This window comes from Parasphingorhabdus sp. (genome assembly GCF_036568145.1).
Classification (GTDB): domain Bacteria; phylum Pseudomonadota; class Alphaproteobacteria; order Sphingomonadales; family Sphingomonadaceae; genus Parasphingorhabdus.
In genome coordinates this window covers 240565-260813 of the sequence record NZ_DATCTC010000016.1, presented here as the reverse complement: position 1 = coordinate 260813, position 20249 = coordinate 240565, and the positions used below count along the sequence as shown (strand labels likewise).

General features: G+C 52.4%; 30 protein-coding genes. 5 read left to right on the top strand and 25 right to left on the bottom strand.

All coding sequences use genetic code 11. The features are described from left to right. Position 1: 1 nt before the first annotated feature. The 21 genes from rplF to rpsL all read right to left on the bottom strand — a co-directional run bounded on the left by rplF (position 2) and on the right by rpsL (position 12931). Entirely contained in the window at positions 2-535 is a 534-nt protein-coding gene (rplF, locus tag VIN76_RS05530; RefSeq protein ID WP_332040820.1) for a 50S ribosomal protein L6, read from the bottom strand. Positions 536-537: 2 nt separating this feature from the next. Beyond that, entirely contained in the window at positions 538-933 is a 396-nt protein-coding gene (gene rpsH / locus VIN76_RS05525) for a 30S ribosomal protein S8 (protein ID WP_332040819.1), read from the bottom strand. A gap of 12 nt (positions 934-945) precedes the next feature. Continuing rightward, positions 946-1251: a 30S ribosomal protein S14 gene (gene rpsN / locus VIN76_RS05520; RefSeq protein ID WP_332040818.1), complete on the bottom strand. Its 306-nt coding sequence runs from the start codon at positions 1249-1251 to the stop codon at positions 946-948. A 68-nt stretch (positions 1252-1319) separates the two neighbouring features. Next, positions 1320-1901, bottom strand: a complete 582-nt coding sequence (gene rplE / locus VIN76_RS05515) for a 50S ribosomal protein L5 (protein WP_332040817.1) — start codon at positions 1899-1901, stop codon at positions 1320-1322. Beyond that, positions 1894-2214 (bottom strand): 50S ribosomal protein L24, encoded by a 321-nt coding sequence (gene rplX, locus VIN76_RS05510; protein ID WP_332040816.1) that lies wholly within the window; start codon positions 2212-2214, stop codon positions 1894-1896. Before rplX ends, rplE begins: the two co-directional genes overlap by 8 nt. Positions 2215-2216: 2 nt before the next feature. After that, positions 2217-2585 (bottom strand): 50S ribosomal protein L14, encoded by a 369-nt coding sequence (rplN, locus tag VIN76_RS05505; RefSeq protein ID WP_207987484.1) that lies wholly within the window; start codon positions 2583-2585, stop codon positions 2217-2219. A gap of 61 nt (positions 2586-2646) precedes the next feature. Then, the gene (rpsQ, locus tag VIN76_RS05500) at positions 2647-2958 is read right to left on the bottom strand and encodes a 30S ribosomal protein S17 (RefSeq protein WP_332040815.1); all 312 of its coding nucleotides are present in this window, start codon (positions 2956-2958) and stop codon (positions 2647-2649) included. Between the two features lie 9 nt (positions 2959-2967). Continuing rightward, positions 2968-3180 (bottom strand): 50S ribosomal protein L29, encoded by a 213-nt coding sequence (rpmC, locus tag VIN76_RS05495; protein ID WP_332040814.1) that lies wholly within the window; start codon positions 3178-3180, stop codon positions 2968-2970. Positions 3181-3184: 4 nt separating this feature from the next. Further along, positions 3185-3616, bottom strand: a complete 432-nt coding sequence (gene rplP, locus VIN76_RS05490; protein WP_332040813.1) for a 50S ribosomal protein L16 — start codon at positions 3614-3616, stop codon at positions 3185-3187. Between the two features lie 37 nt (positions 3617-3653). Further along, complete coding sequence (rpsC, locus tag VIN76_RS05485; protein ID WP_332040812.1) at positions 3654-4349, bottom strand: 30S ribosomal protein S3; 696 nt, start codon at positions 4347-4349, stop codon at positions 3654-3656. Positions 4350-4352: 3 nt separating this feature from the next. Beyond that, positions 4353-4736 carry a 50S ribosomal protein L22 gene (gene rplV / locus VIN76_RS05480; protein ID WP_332040811.1) on the bottom strand — a complete coding sequence of 128 codons (384 nt, stop codon included), beginning with the start codon at positions 4734-4736 and terminating at the stop codon, positions 4353-4355. Then, complete coding sequence (rpsS, locus tag VIN76_RS05475; RefSeq protein ID WP_332040810.1) at positions 4736-5011, bottom strand: 30S ribosomal protein S19; 276 nt, start codon at positions 5009-5011, stop codon at positions 4736-4738. The genes rplV and rpsS overlap by 1 nt, the downstream gene beginning before the upstream one ends. Positions 5012-5013: 2 nt before the next feature. Beyond that, complete coding sequence (rplB, locus tag VIN76_RS05470) at positions 5014-5850, bottom strand: 50S ribosomal protein L2 (protein ID WP_332040809.1); 837 nt, start codon at positions 5848-5850, stop codon at positions 5014-5016. A 14-nt stretch (positions 5851-5864) separates the two neighbouring features. Then, a complete protein-coding gene (locus VIN76_RS05465) occupies positions 5865-6173 on the bottom strand; it encodes a 50S ribosomal protein L23 (protein WP_332040808.1) in 309 nt (102 codons plus the stop codon). After that, the gene (gene rplD / locus VIN76_RS05460) at positions 6166-6804 is read right to left on the bottom strand and encodes a 50S ribosomal protein L4 (RefSeq protein ID WP_332040807.1); all 639 of its coding nucleotides are present in this window, start codon (positions 6802-6804) and stop codon (positions 6166-6168) included. The genes VIN76_RS05465 and rplD overlap by 8 nt, the downstream gene beginning before the upstream one ends. Positions 6805-6807: 3 nt before the next feature. After that, positions 6808-7662 carry a 50S ribosomal protein L3 gene (gene rplC / locus VIN76_RS05455; protein ID WP_332040898.1) on the bottom strand — a complete coding sequence of 285 codons (855 nt, stop codon included), beginning with the start codon at positions 7660-7662 and terminating at the stop codon, positions 6808-6810. A 215-nt stretch (positions 7663-7877) separates the two neighbouring features. Then, a complete protein-coding gene (gene rpsJ / locus VIN76_RS05450; RefSeq protein WP_066744965.1) occupies positions 7878-8189 on the bottom strand; it encodes a 30S ribosomal protein S10 in 312 nt (103 codons plus the stop codon). A 202-nt stretch (positions 8190-8391) separates the two neighbouring features. Continuing rightward, complete coding sequence (tuf, locus tag VIN76_RS05445; RefSeq protein WP_332040806.1) at positions 8392-9582, bottom strand: elongation factor Tu; 1191 nt, start codon at positions 9580-9582, stop codon at positions 8392-8394. A 152-nt stretch (positions 9583-9734) separates the two neighbouring features. After that, positions 9735-11828 carry an elongation factor G gene (fusA, locus tag VIN76_RS05440; protein WP_332040805.1) on the bottom strand — a complete coding sequence of 698 codons (2094 nt, stop codon included), beginning with the start codon at positions 11826-11828 and terminating at the stop codon, positions 9735-9737. A 212-nt stretch (positions 11829-12040) separates the two neighbouring features. After that, positions 12041-12511 carry a 30S ribosomal protein S7 gene (rpsG, locus tag VIN76_RS05435; RefSeq protein ID WP_332040804.1) on the bottom strand — a complete coding sequence of 157 codons (471 nt, stop codon included), beginning with the start codon at positions 12509-12511 and terminating at the stop codon, positions 12041-12043. A gap of 48 nt (positions 12512-12559) precedes the next feature. After that, positions 12560-12931 (bottom strand): 30S ribosomal protein S12, encoded by a 372-nt coding sequence (gene rpsL / locus VIN76_RS05430; RefSeq protein ID WP_332040803.1) that lies wholly within the window; start codon positions 12929-12931, stop codon positions 12560-12562. A gap of 557 nt (positions 12932-13488) precedes the next feature. Here rpsL and phaP point away from each other — a divergent pair. From phaP to VIN76_RS05415, 3 genes are all read left to right on the top strand, one after another. Next, entirely contained in the window at positions 13489-14265 is a 777-nt protein-coding gene (phaP, locus tag VIN76_RS05425; protein WP_332040802.1) for a TIGR01841 family phasin, read from the top strand. 246 nt (positions 14266-14511) lie between these two features. Next, on the top strand, positions 14512-14871 hold the full coding sequence (clpS, locus tag VIN76_RS05420; protein WP_332040897.1) for an ATP-dependent Clp protease adapter ClpS: 360 nt from the start codon (positions 14512-14514) through the stop codon (positions 14869-14871). Between the two features lie 39 nt (positions 14872-14910). Further along, entirely contained in the window at positions 14911-15603 is a 693-nt protein-coding gene (locus VIN76_RS05415; protein ID WP_332040801.1) for a DsbA family oxidoreductase, read from the top strand. 17 nt (positions 15604-15620) lie between these two features. On the opposite strand, the gene VIN76_RS05410 is transcribed toward VIN76_RS05415, so the two are convergent. From VIN76_RS05410 to VIN76_RS05400, 3 genes are all read right to left on the bottom strand, one after another. Beyond that, positions 15621-15974 (bottom strand): PilZ domain-containing protein, encoded by a 354-nt coding sequence (locus tag VIN76_RS05410; protein WP_332040800.1) that lies wholly within the window; start codon positions 15972-15974, stop codon positions 15621-15623. Between the two features lie 191 nt (positions 15975-16165). Further along, the gene (locus VIN76_RS05405) at positions 16166-17122 is read right to left on the bottom strand and encodes a cation diffusion facilitator family transporter (RefSeq protein ID WP_332040799.1); all 957 of its coding nucleotides are present in this window, start codon (positions 17120-17122) and stop codon (positions 16166-16168) included. Between the two features lie 132 nt (positions 17123-17254). After that, on the bottom strand, positions 17255-17434 hold the full coding sequence (locus VIN76_RS05400; protein ID WP_332040798.1) for a PspC domain-containing protein: 180 nt from the start codon (positions 17432-17434) through the stop codon (positions 17255-17257). A 492-nt stretch (positions 17435-17926) separates the two neighbouring features. Between VIN76_RS05400 and recF the strand changes: the two genes are divergently transcribed. Together recF and mobA are read left to right on the top strand one after the other, a co-directional pair. Further along, positions 17927-19000, top strand: coding sequence for a DNA replication/repair protein RecF (recF, locus tag VIN76_RS05395; protein ID WP_414696291.1), 1074 nt, complete (start codon positions 17927-17929; stop codon positions 18998-19000). 245 nt (positions 19001-19245) lie between these two features. Then, complete coding sequence (gene mobA, locus VIN76_RS05390; RefSeq protein WP_332040796.1) at positions 19246-19860, top strand: molybdenum cofactor guanylyltransferase; 615 nt, start codon at positions 19246-19248, stop codon at positions 19858-19860. Positions 19861-19935: 75 nt separating this feature from the next. On the opposite strand, the gene VIN76_RS05385 is transcribed toward mobA, so the two are convergent. Beyond that, complete coding sequence (locus VIN76_RS05385; protein ID WP_332040795.1) at positions 19936-20208, bottom strand: hypothetical protein; 273 nt, start codon at positions 20206-20208, stop codon at positions 19936-19938. Positions 20209-20249: the final 41 nt, after the last annotated feature.

Here is a 20249-nt window from a genome sequence, read left to right as displayed (position 1 = left end):
CTTATTTCTTCTTCCCTTCTTTGCGGTAAATATATTCACCGCGATATTTAATGCCCTTGCCTTTATAAGGCTCCGGTTTACGCCAGCGCCGAATTTCGGCAGCTACCTGACCAACCTGCTGTCTATCAATTCCCGAAATCTCGACCGTAGTCTGATCCGGTGTCTTGATCGTGATGCCTTCCGGAATATCGAAATCGACATCATGGCTGAAACCGAGTTGCAGGTTCAGGACTTTGCCCTTTACTGCCGCACGATAACCAACACCGTTGATTTCAAGCACTTGGGTGAAACCTTCGGTCACACCGTCAACAAGGTTCTGGACCAGCGTGCGCTGCATACCCCAAAAGGCGCGTGCGCGGGTGGTTTTATTTGCTGGCTTAACCTGCAAACCATCGTCGTTCAGCTCATAGGTCAGATCATCAACCATCGGGGTCGAAAGCTCGCCCTTTGGTCCTTTGACCTTAACCAGACCGTCTTCCATGGTGGCGGTAACGCCAGCAGGAATGCTCACTGTTTTCTTTCCGATACGCGACATGATCAGAACACCTCTGCGAGAACTTCGCCGCCGACATTCTGGCTGCGCGCTTCTGCGTCAGACAAAACACCTTTAGGCGTCGAAACAATTGTGATGCCCAGACCATTACGCACTGTCGGCAATTCTTGCGAACCGCTGTAGATACGACGACCAGGCTTTGAAACGCGGGCAACGTGGCGGATTGCCGGCTCGCCTTCAAAATATTTCAGTTCAATACGAAGACCGGGGTGCTTGTTCACCTCTTCTTCGCTGAAGCCACGAATATAACCTTCGCGCTGGAGAACTTCTAGAACAGCGCCGCGCAATTTGGAAGCAGGTGAAACCACACTGTCCTTACGCGCCTGCTGTCCATTACGGATACGGGTGAGCATATCACCCAAGGGATCGGTAAAAGCCATATTATCTTCCCTTTACCAGCTGGATTTCGTTACGCCGGGGATAAGACCTTTATTGGCCATATCACGCAGCTCGATGCGGCAGAGACGGAACTTGCGGTAATAGCCGCGTGGACGTCCTGTTGTTTCGCAGCGGTTACGCACGCGGGTAGGATTACCGTTGCGCGGAATTTCCGCCATTTTCAGACGCGCAATCAACCGTTCTGTCTCATCAAGAGACTGATCGTTGGCCATCGCCTTCAACTTCGCATAGCGGCCAGCATATTTCTTAACCAGCTTTTTGCGACGTTCGTTTTTATTAATGGAACTCAGTTTCGCCATGACTTAAGTTCTCTTCCTTTCTTGCGTGTCCCCGAAAACCATGGGGACTAATAAAGTTACGGGCGGAATTACGCCGCGGCTTTCTCTTCTTCTTCTTCCTTCGGGAACGGGAAGCCGAACAATTTCAGAAGCTCACGAGCCTCGTCATCTGTTCTTGCGCTTGTCGTCACGATGATGTCCATGCCGCGCACCACGTCGATGTCGTCATAGGCAATCTCAGGAAAAATAATCTGCTCTTTAATGCCCATGGCAAAGTTGCCGCGGCCATCAAAACTTTTCGGGTTCAGTCCGCGAAAGTCACGAATACGGGGCATTGCCACCGTGACCAGACGGTCCAGGAATTCATACATACGCTGACGGCGCAAGGTAACCTTACAACCGATCGGCATGCCTTCACGCAGCTTGAACGTCGCGATAGACGTTTTCGCTTTGGTAATGACAGGCTTCTGACCAGCGATCAGTTCCATTTCCTTCGCAGCCGTTGAGACTTTTTTCTTGTCCTGGCTACCTTCGCCCACACCCATGTTGATCACGATCTTTTCGATGCGTGGAACTTCCATGTGGTTCGAATAGTTGAACTTTTCCCGCATCGCTTTGACGATTTCATCGTCATATTTTTTGCGCATGCGCGGCAAATATTTATCAGCCATCGACTTTCTCCCCGGATTTCACGGCCACACGGACCATTTTACCGTCTTTCTCTTCAAAGCGAACCCGTGTCGGTTTGCCATCTTTAGGATCGGCCAGGGCAACCTTGCTGATGTGCATAGGTGCTTCACGGCGTTCCAGACCACCCTGAGGATTGGCCTGTGTCGGCTTGCGGTGACGAATAGCAACATTGGCGCCAGCGACGATAAGTTTACCGTCCTTTGGCATCACTTTGGTTACTTCACCGGATTTGCCCTTGTCCTTGCCGGACAGAACAACAACCGTGTCACCCTTTTTAATCTTTGCATTGGCCATGACTATAGCACCTCCGGCGCAAGACTGATGATTTTCATGTGCTTCTTGGCGCGCAGTTCACGAACCACAGGGCCAAAGATACGGGTGCCGATTGGCTCCTTCGCATTGTTGACCAGCACTGCGGCATTCGTATCGAAGCGGATAACCGAACCGTCTTTGCGGCGGATATCTTTACGTGTGCGAACGATAACGGCCCGGTGAACATCACCCTTCTTGACCTTACCGCGCGGTGCAGCTTCTTTAATCGACACAACAATAATGTCGCCAACGCCAGCGAACCGGCGCTTGGAACCGCCCAGCACCTTGATACACTGCACACGTTTGGCTCCGCTATTATCAGCGACCTCCAAGTTCGATTGCATCTGGATCATGGATCCAATTCCTTCTTCATTCCGCCCCGGACAAATGGAGCACAGTTAAACTTCGCTTGCTTCAGCTTTCGGCTTTGACTTCGCCTTCGTCTGCAGCAGTAATTTCAGCAACCTTCGGTGTTGCAGGGGCAGCAGCAGCGCCAACCCGTTCCAGCACCTTCCAAGTTTTCAGCTTGGAAATCGGTTTCGTTTCCTCAATACGCACGGTTTCGCCGGTGCGGATCTCGTTATTTTCATCATGCGCGTGATATTTCTTCGAGCGCCGCATAATCTTTCCGTAAAGCGGATGCTTGATTTTGCGTTCGACTTTAACGACAACTGTCTTGTCGCCTTTGTCTGACACTACCGTGCCGGTGAGAATACTTTTTGGCATATCGGTTCCTTACGCCTTTTCTGAGACGGCGGCTTTCGCACGTTCGCCCTGTAGTGTTTTGATCTTCGCAATCGTGCGGCGCACTTCACGCATCCGGCTAGGCTTTTCAAGCTGGTTGGTTGCGGCCTGGAAACGCAGGTTAAATGCCTCGCGCTTCAGTTCGCCCAGATCGCTTTCAAGCTGATCGTCGGTTTTGGTCCGCAAATCCTGAATCTTGCTCATGTCCTTAACCTTCCAAATGTGTGGTATCGCCAAGGCGCGCCACAACTTTTGTCTTAATAGGAAGCTTCATCGCTGCACGCTCGAAAGCAACCGCTGCAATTGGGCCGGGCACACCGTCAAGTTCAAACATGATCCGGCCAGGCTTTACGCGAGCCGCCCAAAATTCAACCGAACCCTTACCTTTACCCTGACGGACTTCAGCAGGCTTCTTTGAAACCGGCACGTCCGGGAAGATACGGATCCACAAACGACCTTGCCGTTTAATGTGCCGCGTGATCGCACGACGGGCTGCCTCGATCTGACGAGCCGTAATCCGCTCTGGCTCCATGGCTTTCAGGCCATATGTGCCGAAGTTCAGCGTCGTGCCGCCCTTTGCGCTTCCTTTAATCCGGCCCTTGTGAGCCTTCCGGAATTTTGTTTTTCTTGGTTGCAGCATGATGCTCTACCTATTCCCTAATCTATCAACGTGCCAATTAACGAGAGGGCCGAACACCGGAAGTTTGCGCTTCCACCATCAACCGATCCTGAGCCATCGGGTCGTGGCCCAATATCTCGCCTTTGAAAATCCAGACCTTGATACCGATAATGCCATAAGCGGTCAGTGCTTCATGCTCAGCATAGTCGATATTGGCGCGCAGCGTATGAAGCGGCACGCGGCCTTCACGGTACCATTCAACACGGGCAATTTCTGCTCCGCCCAAACGGCCACCACAAACAATTTTAATACCTTCAGCGCCCAGACGCAGAGCCGACTGAACAGCGCGTTTCATAGCGCGGCGGAAAGCAACACGGCGGATGAGCTGGTCACCAATGCCCTGTGCCACCAACTGTGCGTCAACTTCAGGCTTGCGAATTTCAACAATGTTCAAAGACACATCGCCAGAAGACATTTCGCTCAACTTGCGGCGCAGCTTTTCGATATCCGCACCCTTTTTACCGATGATAACACCGGGACGGGCAGCATAGATGGATACGCGGCAGGTTTTGGCCGGACGCTCGATCACAACCTTGGAAATTGCGGCCTGCGGCACGGTTTCCAGAATATATTTGCGCATCTTGATGTCTTCCATCAAGAGGTCGCCATAATTGGAACCATCCGCATACCAACGGCTATCCCAAGTCCGGTTAATCTGCAGGCGGAGCCCGATAGGATTACTCTTTTGACCCATGGTTTACGCCTCTTCTTCTTGCGCTTCGCGAACAACGATACGTACGCGGCTAAATGGCTTGATGATCTTGGCTGAACGACCACGTGCGCGGGCTTTCCAGCGCTTCATGGTCAGGCTCTTGCCAACGCTGGCTTCCTGAACAACCAATGCGTCAACATCCAGATTATGGTTGTTTTCAGCATTGGCAATGGCGGAAGCGAGAACCTTGCTCACATCTTTCGCCATAGCCTTTTTGGAAAAGGACAGGATGTTCAAAGCGTCTTCCGCTTTCTTGCCGCGGATAAGCTGTGCAACAAGATTCAGCTTTTGAGCAGAACCACGAATGGAATTGCCAACAGCCAAAGCTTCATTGTCGCCAACGCGGCGGGGTGATGATGCCTTACCCATTATTTCTTGCCTTTTTTGTCTGCGCCGTGGCCGTAATAGTTCCGCGTCGGTGCGAACTCGCCCAGCTTGTGGCCAACCATGTCTTCATTCACGGAAACCGGAATGAATTTCTGGCCGTTATAAACGTTAAAAGTAAGCCCGACAAAATCAGGAAGAACGGTGGAGCGACGTGACCAGGTCTTGATCGGCGCGCGCTTACTGGCTTCCTGAGCGTCCTGTGCTTTTTTCAGCAGATGGAGGTCAACAAATGGACCTTTTTTGATGGAACGAGCCATGCTTACCTCTTCTTCTTAGCGTGACGCGACCGGATGATCATCTTGTCCGTCGTTTTGTTCTTGCGAGTACGAGCACCCTTTGTCGGTTTGCCCCATGGTGTCACGGGATGACGACCACCGGAAGTCCGGCCTTCACCACCACCATGCGGGTGATCGACAGGGTTCTTGGCAACGCCGCGAGTAAGAGGACGACGCCCCTTCCAACGGGTGCGGCCAGCTTTACCGAAATTCTGGTTCGAGTTGTCGGGGTTTGAAACCGCGCCAACCGTGCCCATGCAATCGCTGCGGATATAGCGTTGTTCACCAGAGTTCAGGCGAACAATAACCATGCCGCGGTCACGGCCAACAATCTGGACATAAGTGCCGGCGGAACGAGCGATCTGGCCGCCCTTCCCTGGCTTCATTTCCACATTGTGGACGATCGTACCGATTGGCATTTGCGACAATTTCATCGCATTACCCGGCTTCACGTCAACTTTTTCGCCCGCAATCACTGAATCGCCAACTGCAAGACGCTGAGGAGCCAGGATATAGCTCAGCTCACCGTCTTCATATTTGATCAGTGCAATAAAGGCGGTCCGGTTAGGATCATATTCGATCCGCTCAACGGTTGCAGCCATATCGAACTTGCGGCGCTTGAAGTCCACCAGACGATATCTTTGCTTATGACCACCAGCGATACCGCGAGAGGTCACGTGCCCTTTATTGTTACGACCACCAGTCTTGCGCTTACCTTCAACAAGCGCTTTGACAGGCTTGCCTTTCCAAAGGCCGCTCTTATCCACCAGGATAAGGCCACGTTGCGCGGGACTTGTCGGTTTATAGGATTTTAATGCCATCTTCTATTCCCGCCCTAGATTCCGGTTGTGATGTCGATGGTCTGGCCTTCAGCCAAAGTAACGACAGCTTTCTTAACATCGTTGCGCGTGTAGGGGCGACCCTTCCAACGCTTGCTCTTGCCCTTTTGGACCAACGTGTTCACGCCCTTTACCTTGACATCAAACAATGCTTCGACAGCGGCTTTGATCTGGGGCTTCGTCGCGGTGTTAGCGACTTTGAAAACCACAGCGTTATGTTCGCTCAGCAAAGTTGATTTCTCGGTGATATGCGGGCCGACAATCACGTCATAGTGACGAATGTCAATTGCTTCTTTTTTAGCCATTGAAGCGTGCCTCCAGCTTTTCGACTGCGGCACGGGTAAGCACCAGAGTGTCGTGGTTCAAAATGTCATAAACATTGGCACCAGCAGCCGGCATGACGTTCAGGCGCGGGATGTTGGAAGAAGCTTTCGAGAAAGCGTCATTCACTGCATCACCGTCCATGACGAGAGCCGAGTTTCCGAAACCAAGGTTCGCGATAAGAGCCAAAAGCGATTTTGTTTTCGCTTCCTTAAGATCGATATTTTCCAGCACGATCAGATTGTCGTTCTTCGCTTTGTCGCTGAGCGCCATTTTCAAACCGAGCGCACGAACTTTCTTGTTCAGCGAAGGGTTGAAGTCACGCTTGCGAGGACCGTGGGCTTTACCACCGCCGACGAAGATAGGAGCCCGGCGTGAACCATGACGAGCGGTACCGCCGCCCTTCTGGTTACCGAACTTCTTGCCGGTGCGGGCAACATCGCCGCGTTCACGAACTGCACGAGCAGTGCCACGTGCGTTTTCACGCTGCCAGTTTACGACGCGGTGCAGAATATCTGCACGCGCTTCAAGGCCGAACACGTCATCATTCAACTCGATGTCAGCTTTAGCGCCAGTCAGGGCTTTACCGTCGAGGGATTTCACTTTGATTTTCATGGCTTAGCCCTCCTTCCCTGCGTCATCTGCGGCATCGGATTTTTCTTCTGCCGGCGTTTCTGCGGGAGCCGCTGCTGCTGCTTCTGCGATTTCCGCATCGGTTGGACCAACTGGCGTTTCAACCACTGCATCCGCTTCGATCATGCCCGCTGGAGCATCTTCGGTGGAAGTTTCATCCGCATTACGGCGCATCGCACCGGGGAATGGAACGCCCTCAGGAAGAGCAACTTTCACAGCATCTTTAACCAGAAGCCAGCCACCCTTTGAACCGGGAACGCTGCCGCGCACAAAGATCAGACCGCGAGCGGCGTCTGTGCGAACGATTTCAAGATTTTGCTGGGTGCGGTTTTTCGCGCCCATGTGACCGGCCATCTTCTTGCCTTTGAAGACCTTACCCGGATCCTGGTTCTGACCAGTCGAACCGTGTGCACGGTGCGAGATGGAAACACCGTGGCTGGCGCGCATACCGCCGAAGCCCCAACGCTTCATGGCGCCGGCAAAGCCTTTACCCTGTGTCACACCCTGAATGTCAACCATTTGACCAGCAATGAAGTGGTCTGCGGTGATGGTAGCACCAACGGGGAGCAGAGCATCTTCGCTCTCGACCCGGAATTCGGCAACACGTGCCTTGGGCTCTACTTCTGCTTTTGCAAAAGCTTCACGTTGTGGTTTGTTTACATTTTTCGCTTTACGGGCACCTGCACCAAGCTGGACAGCAAAATAGCCATCACGTTCCTGGTTACGGGCTCCAACAACCTGACATTCTTCCAGAGAAAGAACGGTTACCGGCACATGCCGACCATCTTCCTGGAACAAACGGGTCATTCCCATTTTCTTCGCGATCACGCCAGTACGCACGATCATTTCTCCTTACAGAGGCCCGGTCGCGGTATTGCTAGCGGGCGTGCTACAAAAAACTCAGCCCAATATTTTTGAATATCGCCCCGTCCGGGCCAAAGCGCTCAAATGATCCGAGGACCAAGTAAACTAAGACGGGGGACACATGACCCGGATAAGTCCGGCGGTTTCCCATGTCACCGCCACCCTGTTAAGGGGCAGCGTCATCACTCACATTAAGCGAGCTTAATCTCTACATTCACACCAGCAGCAAGGTCGAGCTTCATCAAAGCATCAACGGTTTGCGGCGTAGGCTGCACGATATCGAGCAACCGCTTATAAGTCCGGACCTCAAACTGTTCACGTGATTTTTTATCAACGTGAGGGCCGCGGTTTACGGTGAATTTTTCAATATGCGTTGGCAATGGTATCGGTCCACGGATAAGCGCGCCGGTACGGCGAGCTGTGTCAGCGATATCCCCTGTTGCCTGATCAAGAACCCGGTGATCGAATGCCTTCAGGCGTATGCGAATATTCTGCGTTTCCATATGAACCTTATACCAATGTCAAAGAGCCGTCCTTCGCCAAAGCTTAGGCAGATAAATCCGCCAAGTCGTAACGAAGGATTACTATGTTAAAACCTTCAAAATAAAAACCGCCCGATTTTGCCGGGCGGATTTTACGCCATGCCCATTCGGGCTGGAAGCAGCCGCCCGAATCACTAAATCCGAGCGGCGATGCAGTCCTATATTACTTTGTTACGGCGCTGACAACCCCAGAACCAACAGTCCGGCCACCTTCGCGGATAGCGAAGCGAAGACCCTGGTCCATAGCGATTGGTGCAATCAACTTGACGTTGATGGTCACGTTGTCACCAGGCATAACCATTTCCGTTCCTTCAGGAAGGATAACTTCGCCGGTTACGTCCGTTGTACGGAAGTAGAATTGTGGGCGATAGTTAGCGAAGAATGGCGTGTGACGTCCACCTTCGTCCTTGGACAGAACGTAAACTTCTGCTGTGAACTCGGTGTGCGGCGTAATCGAACCTGGCTTACAAAGAACCTGGCCACGCTCAACGTCTTCACGTGCAACACCGCGGATCAACGCACCAATGTTGTCGCCAGCCTGACCGGAGTCGAGCAGCTTGCGGAACATTTCAACGCCGGTAACAGTTGTTTTCGTGGTATCTTTGATACCAACGATTTCAACTTCGTCGCCAACATTCACGATGCCGGTTTCAACACGGCCGGTAACAACCGTACCACGACCAGAGATCGAGAACACGTCTTCGATCGGCATCAGGAAGTCTTGGTCAACAGGACGTTCTGGCTGAGGAATGAAGTCATCGACAGCTTTCATCAGCTCAAGGATTTTATCCTTGCCGATTTCATCGTCACGGCCTTCCAGAGCTGCAAGAGCAGAACCGGCAATCACAGGAATGTCATCGCCAGGATAGTCGTAAGAAGAAAGCAGTTCACGGATTTCCATTTCGACGAGTTCGAGCAACTCTGGATCGTCAACCTGGTCAACTTTGTTCATGAAAACAACAAGAGCAGGAACACCAACCTGACGAGCAAGCAGGATGTGCTCACGAGTCTGTGGCATTGGACCGTCAGCTGCGTTCACAACCAGAATGGCACCGTCCATCTGAGCCGCACCGGTGATCATGTTCTTAACATAGTCAGCGTGGCCTGGGCAGTCGACGTGCGCATAGTGACGCGCTTCGGTTTCATATTCAACGTGAGACGTTGAAATCGTGATGCCGCGCTCACGCTCTTCCGGTGCTTTGTCGATATTCGCGAAGTCTACGGCCGTACCACCTGAAGATTCAGCCAGCACTTTCGTGATCGCTGCGGTCAACGTGGTTTTACCGTGGTCAACGTGACCGATGGTGCCGATATTGCAATGCGGCTTATTGCGTTCAAACTTTGCTTTTGCCATTTTATCTACCTCTAATTTCTATCGTCTTGATAGTCTGTGCCGCGCTTTGGCGAGACTATCCAAATCTGTCAACACCCTTTCGGCTTCCAGGCTTTATTCTTAAGCCAGAAACAGAAAGTAAGCGCGGTTACTCGTAAAAAGAGCAGCAGCGGTTAAGCCAGCTTCTCCTTCAATTCTTCTGCAACATTCCGTGGCACTTCTTCGTAATGAGAGAATTGCATGGTATATTGTGCACGTCCCTGTGTGAAAGAGCGCAGCTCGTTCACATAGCCGAACATATTTGCCAGCGGCACCAGTGCGTCAACCGACTGTGCGTTGCCGCGTGTATCGGTGCCCTGGATCTGGCCACGACGTGAGTTAAGGTCGCCGATAACGTCACCCAGATAATCTTCCGGTGTAACCACTTCGACCTTCATGACCGGCTCAAGCAGCTTGATACCGGACTTCTGGGCGGCTTCACGCATCGCAGCGCGCGCCGCAATTTCAAAAGCCAGAGCCGAAGAGTCAACGTCATGATAGGCGCCGTCAAACACGCGAATGTTAAAGTCGATGATCGGGAAGCCGATCAGGCTGCCGGTTTCAGCAGTTTCACGCATACCTTTTTCGACTGACGGGATATATTCCTTCGGAATGTTACCGCCCTTGATTTCGTCTTCAAAGGTAATGCCTGAACCGCGCTCACCGGGAGTGACTTCAAATTTGATACGAGCAAACTGTCCGGAACCGCCGGATTGTTTCTTATGGGTGTAGTCAACTTCAACGGCTTTACCGAGGGATTCACGATAAGCCACCTGCGGAGCACCAACATTGGCTTCCACTTTGAATTCGCGCTTCATGCGGTCAACCAGAATGTCGAGGTGAAGTTCGCCCATGCCCTTGATGATCGTCTGACCGGATTCGTGGTCGGTCGACACCTGGAATGAAGGATCTTCCGCTGCCAGACGGTTCAGCGCAACGCCCATTTTTTCCTGGTCGGCTTTGGTTTTTGGTTCAACCGAAAGCTCGATTACGGGATCGGGGAACTCCATCCGTTCAAGAATGATCGGATGAGCAGGATCACACAGCGTGTCACCGGTCGTGGTCGCCTTCATACCAGCAAGAGCAATGATGTCGCCGGCAAAGGCTTCATCAATATCTTTCCGGTCATTCGAGTGCATCTCGAGGATACGGCCGACTTTTTCTTTCTTGTCCTTGACCGAGTTCAGCACGGAACCTTTTTCCAGCTTGCCGGAATAGATACGGGCAAAGGTCAAGGAACCCACAAACGGGTCGTTCATGACTTTGAAAGCCAGCGCAGCAAATGGTGCGTCATCGCTGGACGGACGGGAATCTTCGGTTTCGCCATCAAGCTTGACGCCCTTGATATCTTCAACATCAATCGGGCTTGGCATATAGTCCACGATAGCGTCGAGCAAAGGCTGAACGCCTTTGTTCTTGAACGCGGAACCGCAAAGCACAGGAACGAAGCTCTGGTTCAGCGTGCCCTTGCGGATGAGCGACTTCAGGGTCGCTGCGTCAGGCTCGTTGCCTTCCAGATATTGTTCCATCACGTCATCGTCCTGCTCAACAGCAAGCTCGATCAGCTTTTCGCGATATTCAGTAGCCTTGTCGACCAGATCTTCGGGGATTTCGCCATAAGTATATTCAGCGCCAAGGTCTTCGTTCTTCCATACGATCGAACGCATGTTCACGAGATCGACCAAGCCGATAAGCGACGATTCGATACCGATAGGAATATACAGAACAGCGGGTGTCGCACCAAGGCGGTCGATGATCGACTGCACACAAAATTCAAAATTGGCGCCGGTACGGTCGAGCTTATTGATGAAGCACATCCGTGGCACTTTATATTTATCGGCCTGACGCCAAACAGTTTCGGACTGCGGCTCAACGCCGGCAACGCCGTCGAAACAGGCTACCGCGCCGTCAAGCACACGCAGCGAACGTTCCACTTCAATGGTGAAGTCAACGTGGCCTGGCGTATCAATAATGTTGATCCGGTGCTCAGGACCTTTGCGGTCCTCGGCGTTCCAGAAACAGGTGGTCGCAGCAGAGGTGATGGTAATACCACGCTCCTGCTCTTGCTCCATCCAGTCCATCGTCGCCGTACCCTCATGGGTTTCGCCGATCTTGTAAGATTTGCCCGTATAAAAAAGGATACGTTCCGTGGTGGTAGTTTTACCAGCATCAATATGGGCCATAATGCCGATATTACGGTATCGTTCGAGCGGATGGCTGCGTGCCATAATCTTTACTCCAGAATCTTGAGGGGCCCCAATTAGCGCCGCCCATATAGTGAAACAGGCCAGCGTTGACCAGACCTGATTAACAGGAAATTTAACAAATAAATCCGTTAGCGCCAAACCTGCAAAAATGTGTCATTCGACAACAAGGTTGCGGCCGGTTTACCGCTAACGGTATACTATAATTGTGCCTACCGGCGGTACTGGCTTCAAGCCTACCAGCGGTAGTGGGCAAATGCGCGGTTGGCATCAGCCATTTTATGCGCATCTTCACGCTTCTTCACCGCGTTGCCGCGATTGTTGGAAGCGTCAAGAATTTCACCGGACAGGCGCGCTGCCATTGTGGTTTCACTGCGAGCGCGAGCCGCCGCAATGACCCAGCGAATAGCAAGAGCCTGAGCACGTTCCGGCCGAACTTCAACCGGAACCTGATAGGTTGCACCACCAACACGGCGAGAACGGACTTCGATGCCCGGCTTCACATTGTTGAGGGCATCGTGGAACAACTGCAGCGGATCTTTTTTCGCCTTGGCTTCCACGCTATCCAGCGCACCATAAACAATACGCTCAGCGGTGGATTTTTTACCATCCATCATGAGGTTGTTCATGAATTTCGAAAGAATCTGATCCTTAAACTTTGGATCAGGAAGAATTACCCGTTTCTCGGGACGACGACGACGTGCCATATTATATAACTCCAGTTAGCCGGATATTGGCCAAATTGTTTAGCCCAATTACTTAGGACGCTTGGCGCCGTATTTGGAACGGGATTGTCTCCGGTCCTTAACGCCTTGTGTATCGAGAACGCCGCGAACTACGTGATAACGCACACCGGGAAGGTCGCGCACACGGCCGCCGCGGATCAGAACGACACTATGTTCCTGAAGGTTGTGGCCTTCACCGCCAATATAGCTGATAACCTCACGCTGGTTGGTCAGGCGAACCTTCGCAACTTTACGCAAAGCGGAGTTTGGTTTTTTCGGAGTCGTTGTATAGACACGGGTACAAACGCCGCGCTTTTGCGGATTTGCTTCCAGTGCCGGTCCGTTGGACTTCGTCTTCTGAGCCACACGCCCTTTACGGACGAGCTGGTTAATCGTTGGCATAAAGTCTTCACCTTATTGGATCTAGATAAACTAGGGTTACTCTATCGACGCAAATCGCCGAAAGTGTTTTGCCTATGTGTTTTTCCGGAAGCGAGGGATGTCACCCTGACAGGCAGAAATAGCATTCCCACTAACAGAAGCGCGGCCCTTAGCGGGGATTCGCCAAAACGTCAACAGTGGATCGGGACGAATATGGCTCGTTCACAAGCTTGTTACGACAGTAACACAGGCTCCCGCCCCTGCACAGAGCGATTTGTAGCGATGTGTGTAGCGGAATACTATTCATCCTGAAATATTTGCCTACTTATATAAGGGCCCTAACTGCGCCCTGCCCCATCCCTCCGACAATGCACAATGTTGCAAAGCAGCGTCCCCTTGCCCTTACCGGACATGAGGCCGTCAATTGACCGTACAATTAACGGCTGAATTCCTCGCTATTAAGCTTATCTGATGAATCCCCGCAATTGCCTTTCGGCTTATTGTGCACTGCAACATTTTTCTTGACTTGGACGCCATCCAGGCATATTTGTGCACTGCAACAAAATATGGAAGCAAAGATGGCTGATACAAACACCAACGACAGACAGGCTGTTACGGCTGATGCAAAGCCCGTTAGCCACTCTGCTGAACCCCCTACTACTGCGGCTGCGCCCTCGACGCCTGTAATTTCCCAGCCACAGGTTGAACCGAAACCGACGGAGAAGACGGTGGCTGCCGAAAAGCCTGCCGCTGAAAAAACTGTCGCCAAGAAAACCGCAACGAAGCGCAAGGCCGCTCCAAAACGCGCCGCCACAACGGCCCGCAAGACTGCAAATAAAGGAACCACCAAAATGACCACAGCAACAAAGCGCGTAGCGCAGAACGCCAAGACCGCTAATACCAAGGCCGCCAACAAAGCAAAAACGGCCGCTGATACGCTCGGCGAGCGGTTCGAGAAACTGGCCGCCGAGGCTCAAGAACGCGCGAAAGAAGCTGCCGACCGTGCTGTTAAGCTGTCCAAGGATACCGTTGAGTTTAACCGCGAAAATATCGAAACCCTGATCGAAAGCGGCAAAATCACTGCCAAAGGCGCTCAGGAACTTGGCAAGACCAACCTGAAATATACCCGCGAAAACCTGGTCGAAGCCAGCCGTGCACTGCGCGGAGTATTCAGCGTTGCTACGCCGAAAGACTTTTTTGAAAAGCAGACCGATCACCTGCGCACCGGCGTTGACCGTATGAAGGATCAGACATCTCACAACATTGACGCCATGACCAAACTGGCCGGAGACGCCTATCAGCCCATCGCTGATCGCCTCAGCGCCATCCGCAAGGAAATCAAGAAAGCCGCTTAAGCCGCTTTTGTATAACGACTTCGCAAAAGGGCTGCTTCCAGCGGGAGCGGCCCTTTCATTTAGCCCATAACGGGCGGCTTATGGCAAAATCGTGATCAAATCACGACCAAATCAACCCCAACTAATGAAACCGCCACTTGCCCTACGGGGCAAAAATACCATATCTTGTGCAACATGATGAAAGCACAGATTCTCTTCCCGAACCCTCCCGGTGCTGACCCGCTTGCTCCCCAGGCTGGTAAAACCATGCCGCGGGGCGTCCATGCAGGAGATGACGATAAAGATAGCGGCGGCGATGGTGACGGCAATGATACGAATATCGGTATCGCCACCAAGACGCGCGCCAAAACAAAAAAGCCCAATCCTTATAAAGTGCTGCTGCTCAACGACGATTACACGCCGATGGAATTTGTCGTGCTTGTGCTCAAGCGCTTTTTCCAGATGGATATTGACCAGGCCACTCGGGTGATGCTCCATGTCCATCAAAAGGGCGTCGGCGTCTGCGGGACTTTCAGCTATGAAGTCGCAGAGACCAAAGTCACTCAGGTGATGGACTTTGCGCGCAAGAACCAGCATCCCCTGCAGTGCACATTAGAGAAAGCCTGAACCGGCAACCGCTATAACGCCAAAACAAGGAACAAAGCCATGTCAGAGACTCCGGTCATTACCGTCGATATCGTCTCGGACGTAGTCTGCCCCTGGTGCATTATCGGTTATAAAAAACTGGAACAGGCCATGCAGCGTTTTGAGGGTCAGGCGCAATTCGCCCTCACCTGGCACGCGTTCGAGTTGAACCCCGGCATGCCGCCGGAGGGGCAGGATATAAACGAACATATGGCGCAGAAATATGGCGTCACCCCCGCACAGAGCAAAGACAATCGTGACCGGCTGCGCAGCGCGGGCGCCAATCTTGATTTCACGTTCAACTATCATGACAATATGCGAATGGTGAACACCTTCGATGCTCACCGCCTGCTCCACTGGGCCGGAGAAATGGTCGATGATCCGGACAAGCAAACGGCGCTTAAACTCGCGCTGTTCAAAGCACATTTTACCGATGGCAAAAATGTCAGCGACTATGATACACTTGTCACGATTGCGCGCGAAGTAGGTCTTGATGCCGCTCGTGCGCAGGCCATTCTCGCCAGTGATGAATATGCATCACAAGTGCGCGCTGTTGAAGCCGGATGGGAAGACCGCTTTATCTCCGGCGTTCCGGCTTTCATCTTTGACAAGAAATTCATGGTTCCCGGCGCTCAGGACAGCGATGTATTCGCCCGCATAATCGAGAATAAGGTGCTTCCCAAGATCCTGTCAGCCGAAAGCGCGGCTCAATAATTTCCAACCAATAAAGCCTAGAAAGACCCTTCTTTCAGCGATGGATAGCGGGTCACGATATGGTCAAAGACAGCCGGGTATAAAGTCGTCGCAAACTGGCAGCCATATAAGTCGCCATTGTGCCAGCAAATCTTGCTCTCCTGTGCGGCAAAAGATGGCAATGTCATGAAAATATGCTTTTCAAAGCTCAGCCGGGTCATACAGCGCATACGAAATCCGGTCAGCGACAGATCGATTACCATCACCCCGACCTTGCCAAGCCCAAGCTGACGGACATCTGCTGGAATCTCTACACCCTTGCGCGAAGCGAGCCGGTGGTCACCCAGTCGGAACTGCTTGTCCAAAGCACGATGAAAAGATTTGTTGACCATCTCCAAAATAATCCCGCCCTGAATAACCCCGCCCGTATTTCGCCCGAAATCACTCTGATGGTGTCATTGGCGCATGCTGACGGCGGGGGTCTGACACAGGCCGATAATAGCGCCTGATGTTTATGCAAAGGTTAAGAGAGTCAATTTTAGGTGATGAAGCCCTTTGGCAAGAGACCATACATCCCAAACTCTCAACCACAATTGGTTTGGCAATACTCCGCTTCTTCGTCCTCCAGCTCGATCTGGATCGTGATGTGGTGAATGGAAAAACGCTCTTTCACCATATTCTGCACATCTGCCAGAAACCCCTTGCCGGGATGCCCGTCGGGAACGACAAGATGCGCTGTCATCGCGGTTTCGCTGGTGCTCATGGGCCAGATATGAAGGTCATGCACAGCCGCGACGCCGGGCAATTCGGACAGGGCTTTCAGCACGTCCTCGACATCAATATCCTGCGGCACACCCGCCAGTGACATTCGCACGGCATCGGTCAGTAATCCCCATGTGCTCCAGAAAATCAGAGCGACGATCAACAGGCTGATGAGCGGATCAATCCAGTCAATTCCGGTATAAAAGATTATGATACCGCCAATGACAACACCGGCAGACACTCCGGCATCCGCCATCATGTGCAAAAAGGCACCGCGTATGTTGATGTCTTCCTTCTGTCCGCGAATGAAAAGCATTGCGGTTCCGAAATTGATAACGATACCGATGGAAGCAACGATGATGACGGTTGTGGAGGCCACTTCGCTGGGCGAATTAAACCGCCCTATGGCTTCCCACGCAATCGCGCCGCAAGCGACCAGCAGGAACAGGCCGTTCAGGAGCGCCGCCAAGATTGACGACCCGCCCAGACCATAAGTGAATTGGGCACTAGGCGGCCTTTTCGACAGCTCTGCCCCCGCCCATGCGACGGCAAGGCCCAGAACGTCTGAAAGATTATGCCCCGCATCGGCCAGCAAAGCCATGGAACCGGACAGCAGGCCATAGACCACTTCAACGACAATATAGATTATGTTCAGAGTGATACCGATGGCAAATGCACGGCCAAAATCGGTAGGTATATGCCCATGGGGCCCATGACGGTCGTGATGACTGTGATGGATATGCCCGTGATTATGATTATGCTTGGCCCCGGCGGACATATGCACTCCAATGGTTACGCGGTCCATATTGGACTAATAAACACTGCTATGCAAATATACGGATTATCCGGGATGGTCCAGATTTATTTAATGTTTTCTGTATGTTATATCATTAAGATGATGGATTATCTATCAATCGACGATCAGGCCGATGGCAAGATAAACAATAATCGCAGAACCAAAACCAAATATTGTTGCGAGCACAAAGATGATACGCAGAATATTTCTGTCAATCCCGCTCCAATTGGCGAGGCCAGAGCATACTCCCATCAACTTTCCGTTGGCTTTATCGAGATGTAATTCTTGCTTCATGGTTCTATTTTTCCTTTTTGGTGATGCAACCGGTTCCGGCCAACTGGATGGTGAGGAACCGGTGCTGTTTTTCCTGCCTGCCATCAGATGAACAACGTGCCGGCAGTGTTTACGGCTGGGCCTACGCTGGCGGTAATGGCAATTGCGGCTGAAACGATGGCGGCGAAAGCGGCGGCGATGTTGCTAGAGCTATTGATAAACATTGTAATGTCCTTCCTTGAAAAATTTGGGCTTCGTCGTTGTGTCGGCGAAGATGTTTCTTACTTTGCACAGGGCGTGCCAGTTTTACGAAACCCATAAATTACAATATGTTATGCCTAATTGCCCACCCTAGTGATTTTGACTGAAACTTATATTTAGGATTTTTCCCCAACTTTTGGGATTGAATGAATGGAATATGAACAGCCCGAAACGGTCACACCGCTGAACAGGGCTGCACAGCGCGATTTTCCTTCTCATCCCCTTCCGGCAGGGCTAGAGCTTCATCCTGTCATGACGATTTCCCGGCTCACTTTGCAAAATTTCAGGAATTACCCGCAATTACGCCTGGAAGCCGCGCCGGGCTTTGTAGTGTTGAGCGGTGAAAACGGGGCCGGAAAGACCAATATTCTGGAGGCCGTATCTCTTTTGTCACCTGGCCGCGGCTTGCGGCGCGCCTCTCTCAAAGATATTGCCTATGAAAACGGGTCCGGTGATTTCGCTGTGGCCGCTGAAATGGGTGATGTCCAGTTGGGCACCGGGACCAGCGCGACCTATCCGGAGCGGCGCAAGACGCGCGTCAACGGTGCCGCAGTGCCGACCAATGACCTCGCGCAGTGGCTTTCCATATTATGGCTGACCCCTGCGATGGACCGTCTGTTCATGGAAGGCCCGTCGGGGCGGCGCAATTTTCTCGACCGGCTGGTTACCGCGCTAGAGCCCGAACATGCGCGAAACTGCACCCGCTATGATGCGGCGCGGCGAGAGCGAAACCGGTTACTGGCGGATGACTATATGCCGGATAGCGAATGGCTGGACGCGCTGGATGGCCAACTGGCGCGCTTTGGAAGTGCCGTCGCTCAGGCGCGTTTACGCATTACACAGGCTTTGAACGCGATGCTGGAGGGCACTGCCGACGGGCTATTTGCTGCGGCCAAGCTGAATCTGGAGGACGGCGGGTATCACGACCCAGGGGCTTTGCTCCACAGCCTGAGAGCGAGCCGCCGGGACGACAGGGCGGCGGGGCGCACGCTGAAAGGGCCGCACCGCGCTGACCTCACCGTTTTTCATGCAGAAAAGGATCAGGCGGCGGAAAAAAGCTCGACCGGCGAGCAAAAGGCCCTGCTCTTTTCGATGATCTTGGCGCATGCCGACTTGATCGCGCAGCAGCGGGGAAGCCGCCCGATCCTGTTACTTGATGAAGTGGCGGCCCATCTCGACCCCAAAAGGCGGGCCGCTTTATTTGGAAAATTGTCGGAAAAAGGTGGTCAGGTCTGGTTGACCGGTACCGAACCGGGGCTGTTTGACGATGCTCCTGATGATGCGCTGCATTTCCGGGTTGCGGACGGGAGTGTAACGATACGTTAACCAACAATATTATCGGAAAATTTGCCTCTTTTGCTTAGGTTTTTGACCATGCAAAAGTCCGCTCCCTATATTCCAAATGTCGCAACCAACGGGTTGCTGAAAATGGGCAGCGCCGTCATCCCGATCCTGTTGGTGCTTCAGGCAATATTATTTCCGGTCCACTGATTTATCCGGGAATTGCTGGACAGAATGCGCGGCTAAAGCCAGAATGGCACAAACTGCTTTTCCGGCCGGAGCGATAGATAATGAACGATAATCCACCGGTTTGCCTGGTCATTCTAGCAGGCGGCCAGTCGCTCAGGATGGGCCAGGACAAAGCCACGATCCGGCTTGATGGAGCGCGGCTGATCGACCGGGCGATTGCGCGCTATCAATCTTCTGCCGACCGGATATGGCTATCGGCGGAAAGCGATTTTGACACCGGAATCGATATTATCTCCGATGATCCTGATATGCCCGGCGGGCCGGTTGGTGCGATTTTCACAATTGCAGCGCATTTGCCAATATTATGTCCGGAAGCCGTGGGCTTTGTGACGATCCCGGTCGATGCACCCTTTGCACCGGATGATCTTATCCCCCGGTTAAGCGCCGTTCCCGGTTGCTCGGTTGCCCAGAGCCCTCGGCAGCTACATCCGGTTTTTGGCTATTGGCGCTGCGATATTGTGCGCGATGTATCCGAAACATACCGGAACAATAAACAAACCGAATCGCTGCACCAGCCGGCGCCATCGCTTCAATGGCTGGTCCGGCAATGCAATTCCCAACTGGTTAGCTGGCCCGATGAGCAGGCTTTTATGAACATTAATACGCCCGAAGATCTGGCCTTGGCAGAAGCCACCATTATAAAAGCACAAATATAAAAGCCAGCGAACGACAAGCGCGCGCTGGCTTTTAATATCAGTGACTGAAAATCCAGTCGCTGATTAACGGCTAACCTAGTTCAGGCCACGAATTTCTTTTTTGGTCAATGTCGTCGCCAGTTTGCCGTCGGTTTTTGAGAGGGTTTCAGCCTGGATGCGGCGTACTTTACCTTTGTAGATAACCAGCACGTCGCCATCATTTTCAACGCGGCTAACTTTTGCAACGCTTGAGCCGGACGCGTCATAGAGACGTTCGTTGCGTTCGACTTCTACATCTGCCGCAAATGCAGCAGGAGAGGTGAGAGAAAACGCAGCTGCGCCAAGAATGATAGCAGAAAATTTCTTCATTATGAGACTCCAGTAAAAGTAATAAGATTTGGAGTGGCTAT

Bases quoted from the DNA above. Each gene is read 5' to 3' on its own strand.
- rpsL (WP_332040803.1), bottom strand. From the start codon at position 12,931: ATGCCAACGATTAACCAGCTCGTCCGTAAAGGGCGTGTGGCTCAGAAG.
- VIN76_RS05415 (WP_332040801.1), top strand. From the start codon at position 14,911: ATGTCAGAGACTCCGGTCATTACCGTCGATATCGTCTCGGACGTAGTC.
- rpsC (WP_332040812.1), bottom strand. From the start codon at position 4,349: ATGGGTCAAAAGAGTAATCCTATCGGGCTCCGCCTGCAGATTAACCGG.
- rplX (WP_332040816.1), bottom strand. From the start codon at position 2,214: ATGGCCAATGCAAAGATTAAAAAGGGTGACACGGTTGTTGTTCTGTCC.
- tuf (WP_332040806.1), bottom strand. From the start codon at position 9,582: ATGGCAAAAGCAAAGTTTGAACGCAATAAGCCGCATTGCAATATCGGC.
- clpS (WP_332040897.1), top strand. From the start codon at position 14,512: ATGCCGCGGGGCGTCCATGCAGGAGATGACGATAAAGATAGCGGCGGC.
- mobA (WP_332040796.1), top strand. From the start codon at position 19,246: ATGAACGATAATCCACCGGTTTGCCTGGTCATTCTAGCAGGCGGCCAG.
- rplV (WP_332040811.1), bottom strand. From the start codon at position 4,736: ATGGGTAAGGCATCATCACCCCGCCGCGTTGGCGACAATGAAGCTTTG.
- VIN76_RS05465 (WP_332040808.1), bottom strand. From the start codon at position 6,173: ATGGCTAAAAAAGAAGCAATTGACATTCGTCACTATGACGTGATTGTC.
- rpsH (WP_332040819.1), bottom strand. From the start codon at position 933: ATGGCTTTTACCGATCCCTTGGGTGATATGCTCACCCGTATCCGTAAT.
- recF (WP_414696291.1), top strand. From the start codon at position 17,927: ATGACGATTTCCCGGCTCACTTTGCAAAATTTCAGGAATTACCCGCAA.
- rpsQ (WP_332040815.1), bottom strand. From the start codon at position 2,958: ATGCCAAAAAGTATTCTCACCGGCACGGTAGTGTCAGACAAAGGCGAC.
- phaP (WP_332040802.1), top strand. From the start codon at position 13,489: ATGGCTGATACAAACACCAACGACAGACAGGCTGTTACGGCTGATGCA.
- rplB (WP_332040809.1), bottom strand. From the start codon at position 5,850: ATGGCATTAAAATCCTATAAACCGACAAGTCCCGCGCAACGTGGCCTT.
- VIN76_RS05385 (WP_332040795.1), bottom strand. From the start codon at position 20,208: ATGAAGAAATTTTCTGCTATCATTCTTGGCGCAGCTGCGTTTTCTCTC.
- VIN76_RS05400 (WP_332040798.1), bottom strand. From the start codon at position 17,434: ATGAAGCAAGAATTACATCTCGATAAAGCCAACGGAAAGTTGATGGGA.
- rplN (WP_207987484.1), bottom strand. From the start codon at position 2,585: ATGATCCAGATGCAATCGAACTTGGAGGTCGCTGATAATAGCGGAGCC.
- rplF (WP_332040820.1), bottom strand. From the start codon at position 535: ATGTCGCGTATCGGAAAGAAAACAGTGAGCATTCCTGCTGGCGTTACC.
- rpsN (WP_332040818.1), bottom strand. From the start codon at position 1,251: ATGGCGAAACTGAGTTCCATTAATAAAAACGAACGTCGCAAAAAGCTG.
- rpsJ (WP_066744965.1), bottom strand. From the start codon at position 8,189: ATGGAAACGCAGAATATTCGCATACGCCTGAAGGCATTCGATCACCGG.
- rplD (WP_332040807.1), bottom strand. From the start codon at position 6,804: ATGAAAATCAAAGTGAAATCCCTCGACGGTAAAGCCCTGACTGGCGCT.
- VIN76_RS05405 (WP_332040799.1), bottom strand. From the start codon at position 17,122: ATGTCCGCCGGGGCCAAGCATAATCATAATCACGGGCATATCCATCAC.
- rpsS (WP_332040810.1), bottom strand. From the start codon at position 5,011: ATGGCTCGTTCCATCAAAAAAGGTCCATTTGTTGACCTCCATCTGCTG.
- fusA (WP_332040805.1), bottom strand. From the start codon at position 11,828: ATGGCACGCAGCCATCCGCTCGAACGATACCGTAATATCGGCATTATG.
- rplP (WP_332040813.1), bottom strand. From the start codon at position 3,616: ATGCTGCAACCAAGAAAAACAAAATTCCGGAAGGCTCACAAGGGCCGG.
- rpmC (WP_332040814.1), bottom strand. From the start codon at position 3,180: ATGAGCAAGATTCAGGATTTGCGGACCAAAACCGACGATCAGCTTGAA.
- VIN76_RS05410 (WP_332040800.1), bottom strand. From the start codon at position 15,974: ATGGTCAACAAATCTTTTCATCGTGCTTTGGACAAGCAGTTCCGACTG.
- rpsG (WP_332040804.1), bottom strand. From the start codon at position 12,511: ATGGCACGTCGTCGTCGTCCCGAGAAACGGGTAATTCTTCCTGATCCA.
- rplE (WP_332040817.1), bottom strand. From the start codon at position 1,901: ATGGCTGATAAATATTTGCCGCGCATGCGCAAAAAATATGACGATGAA.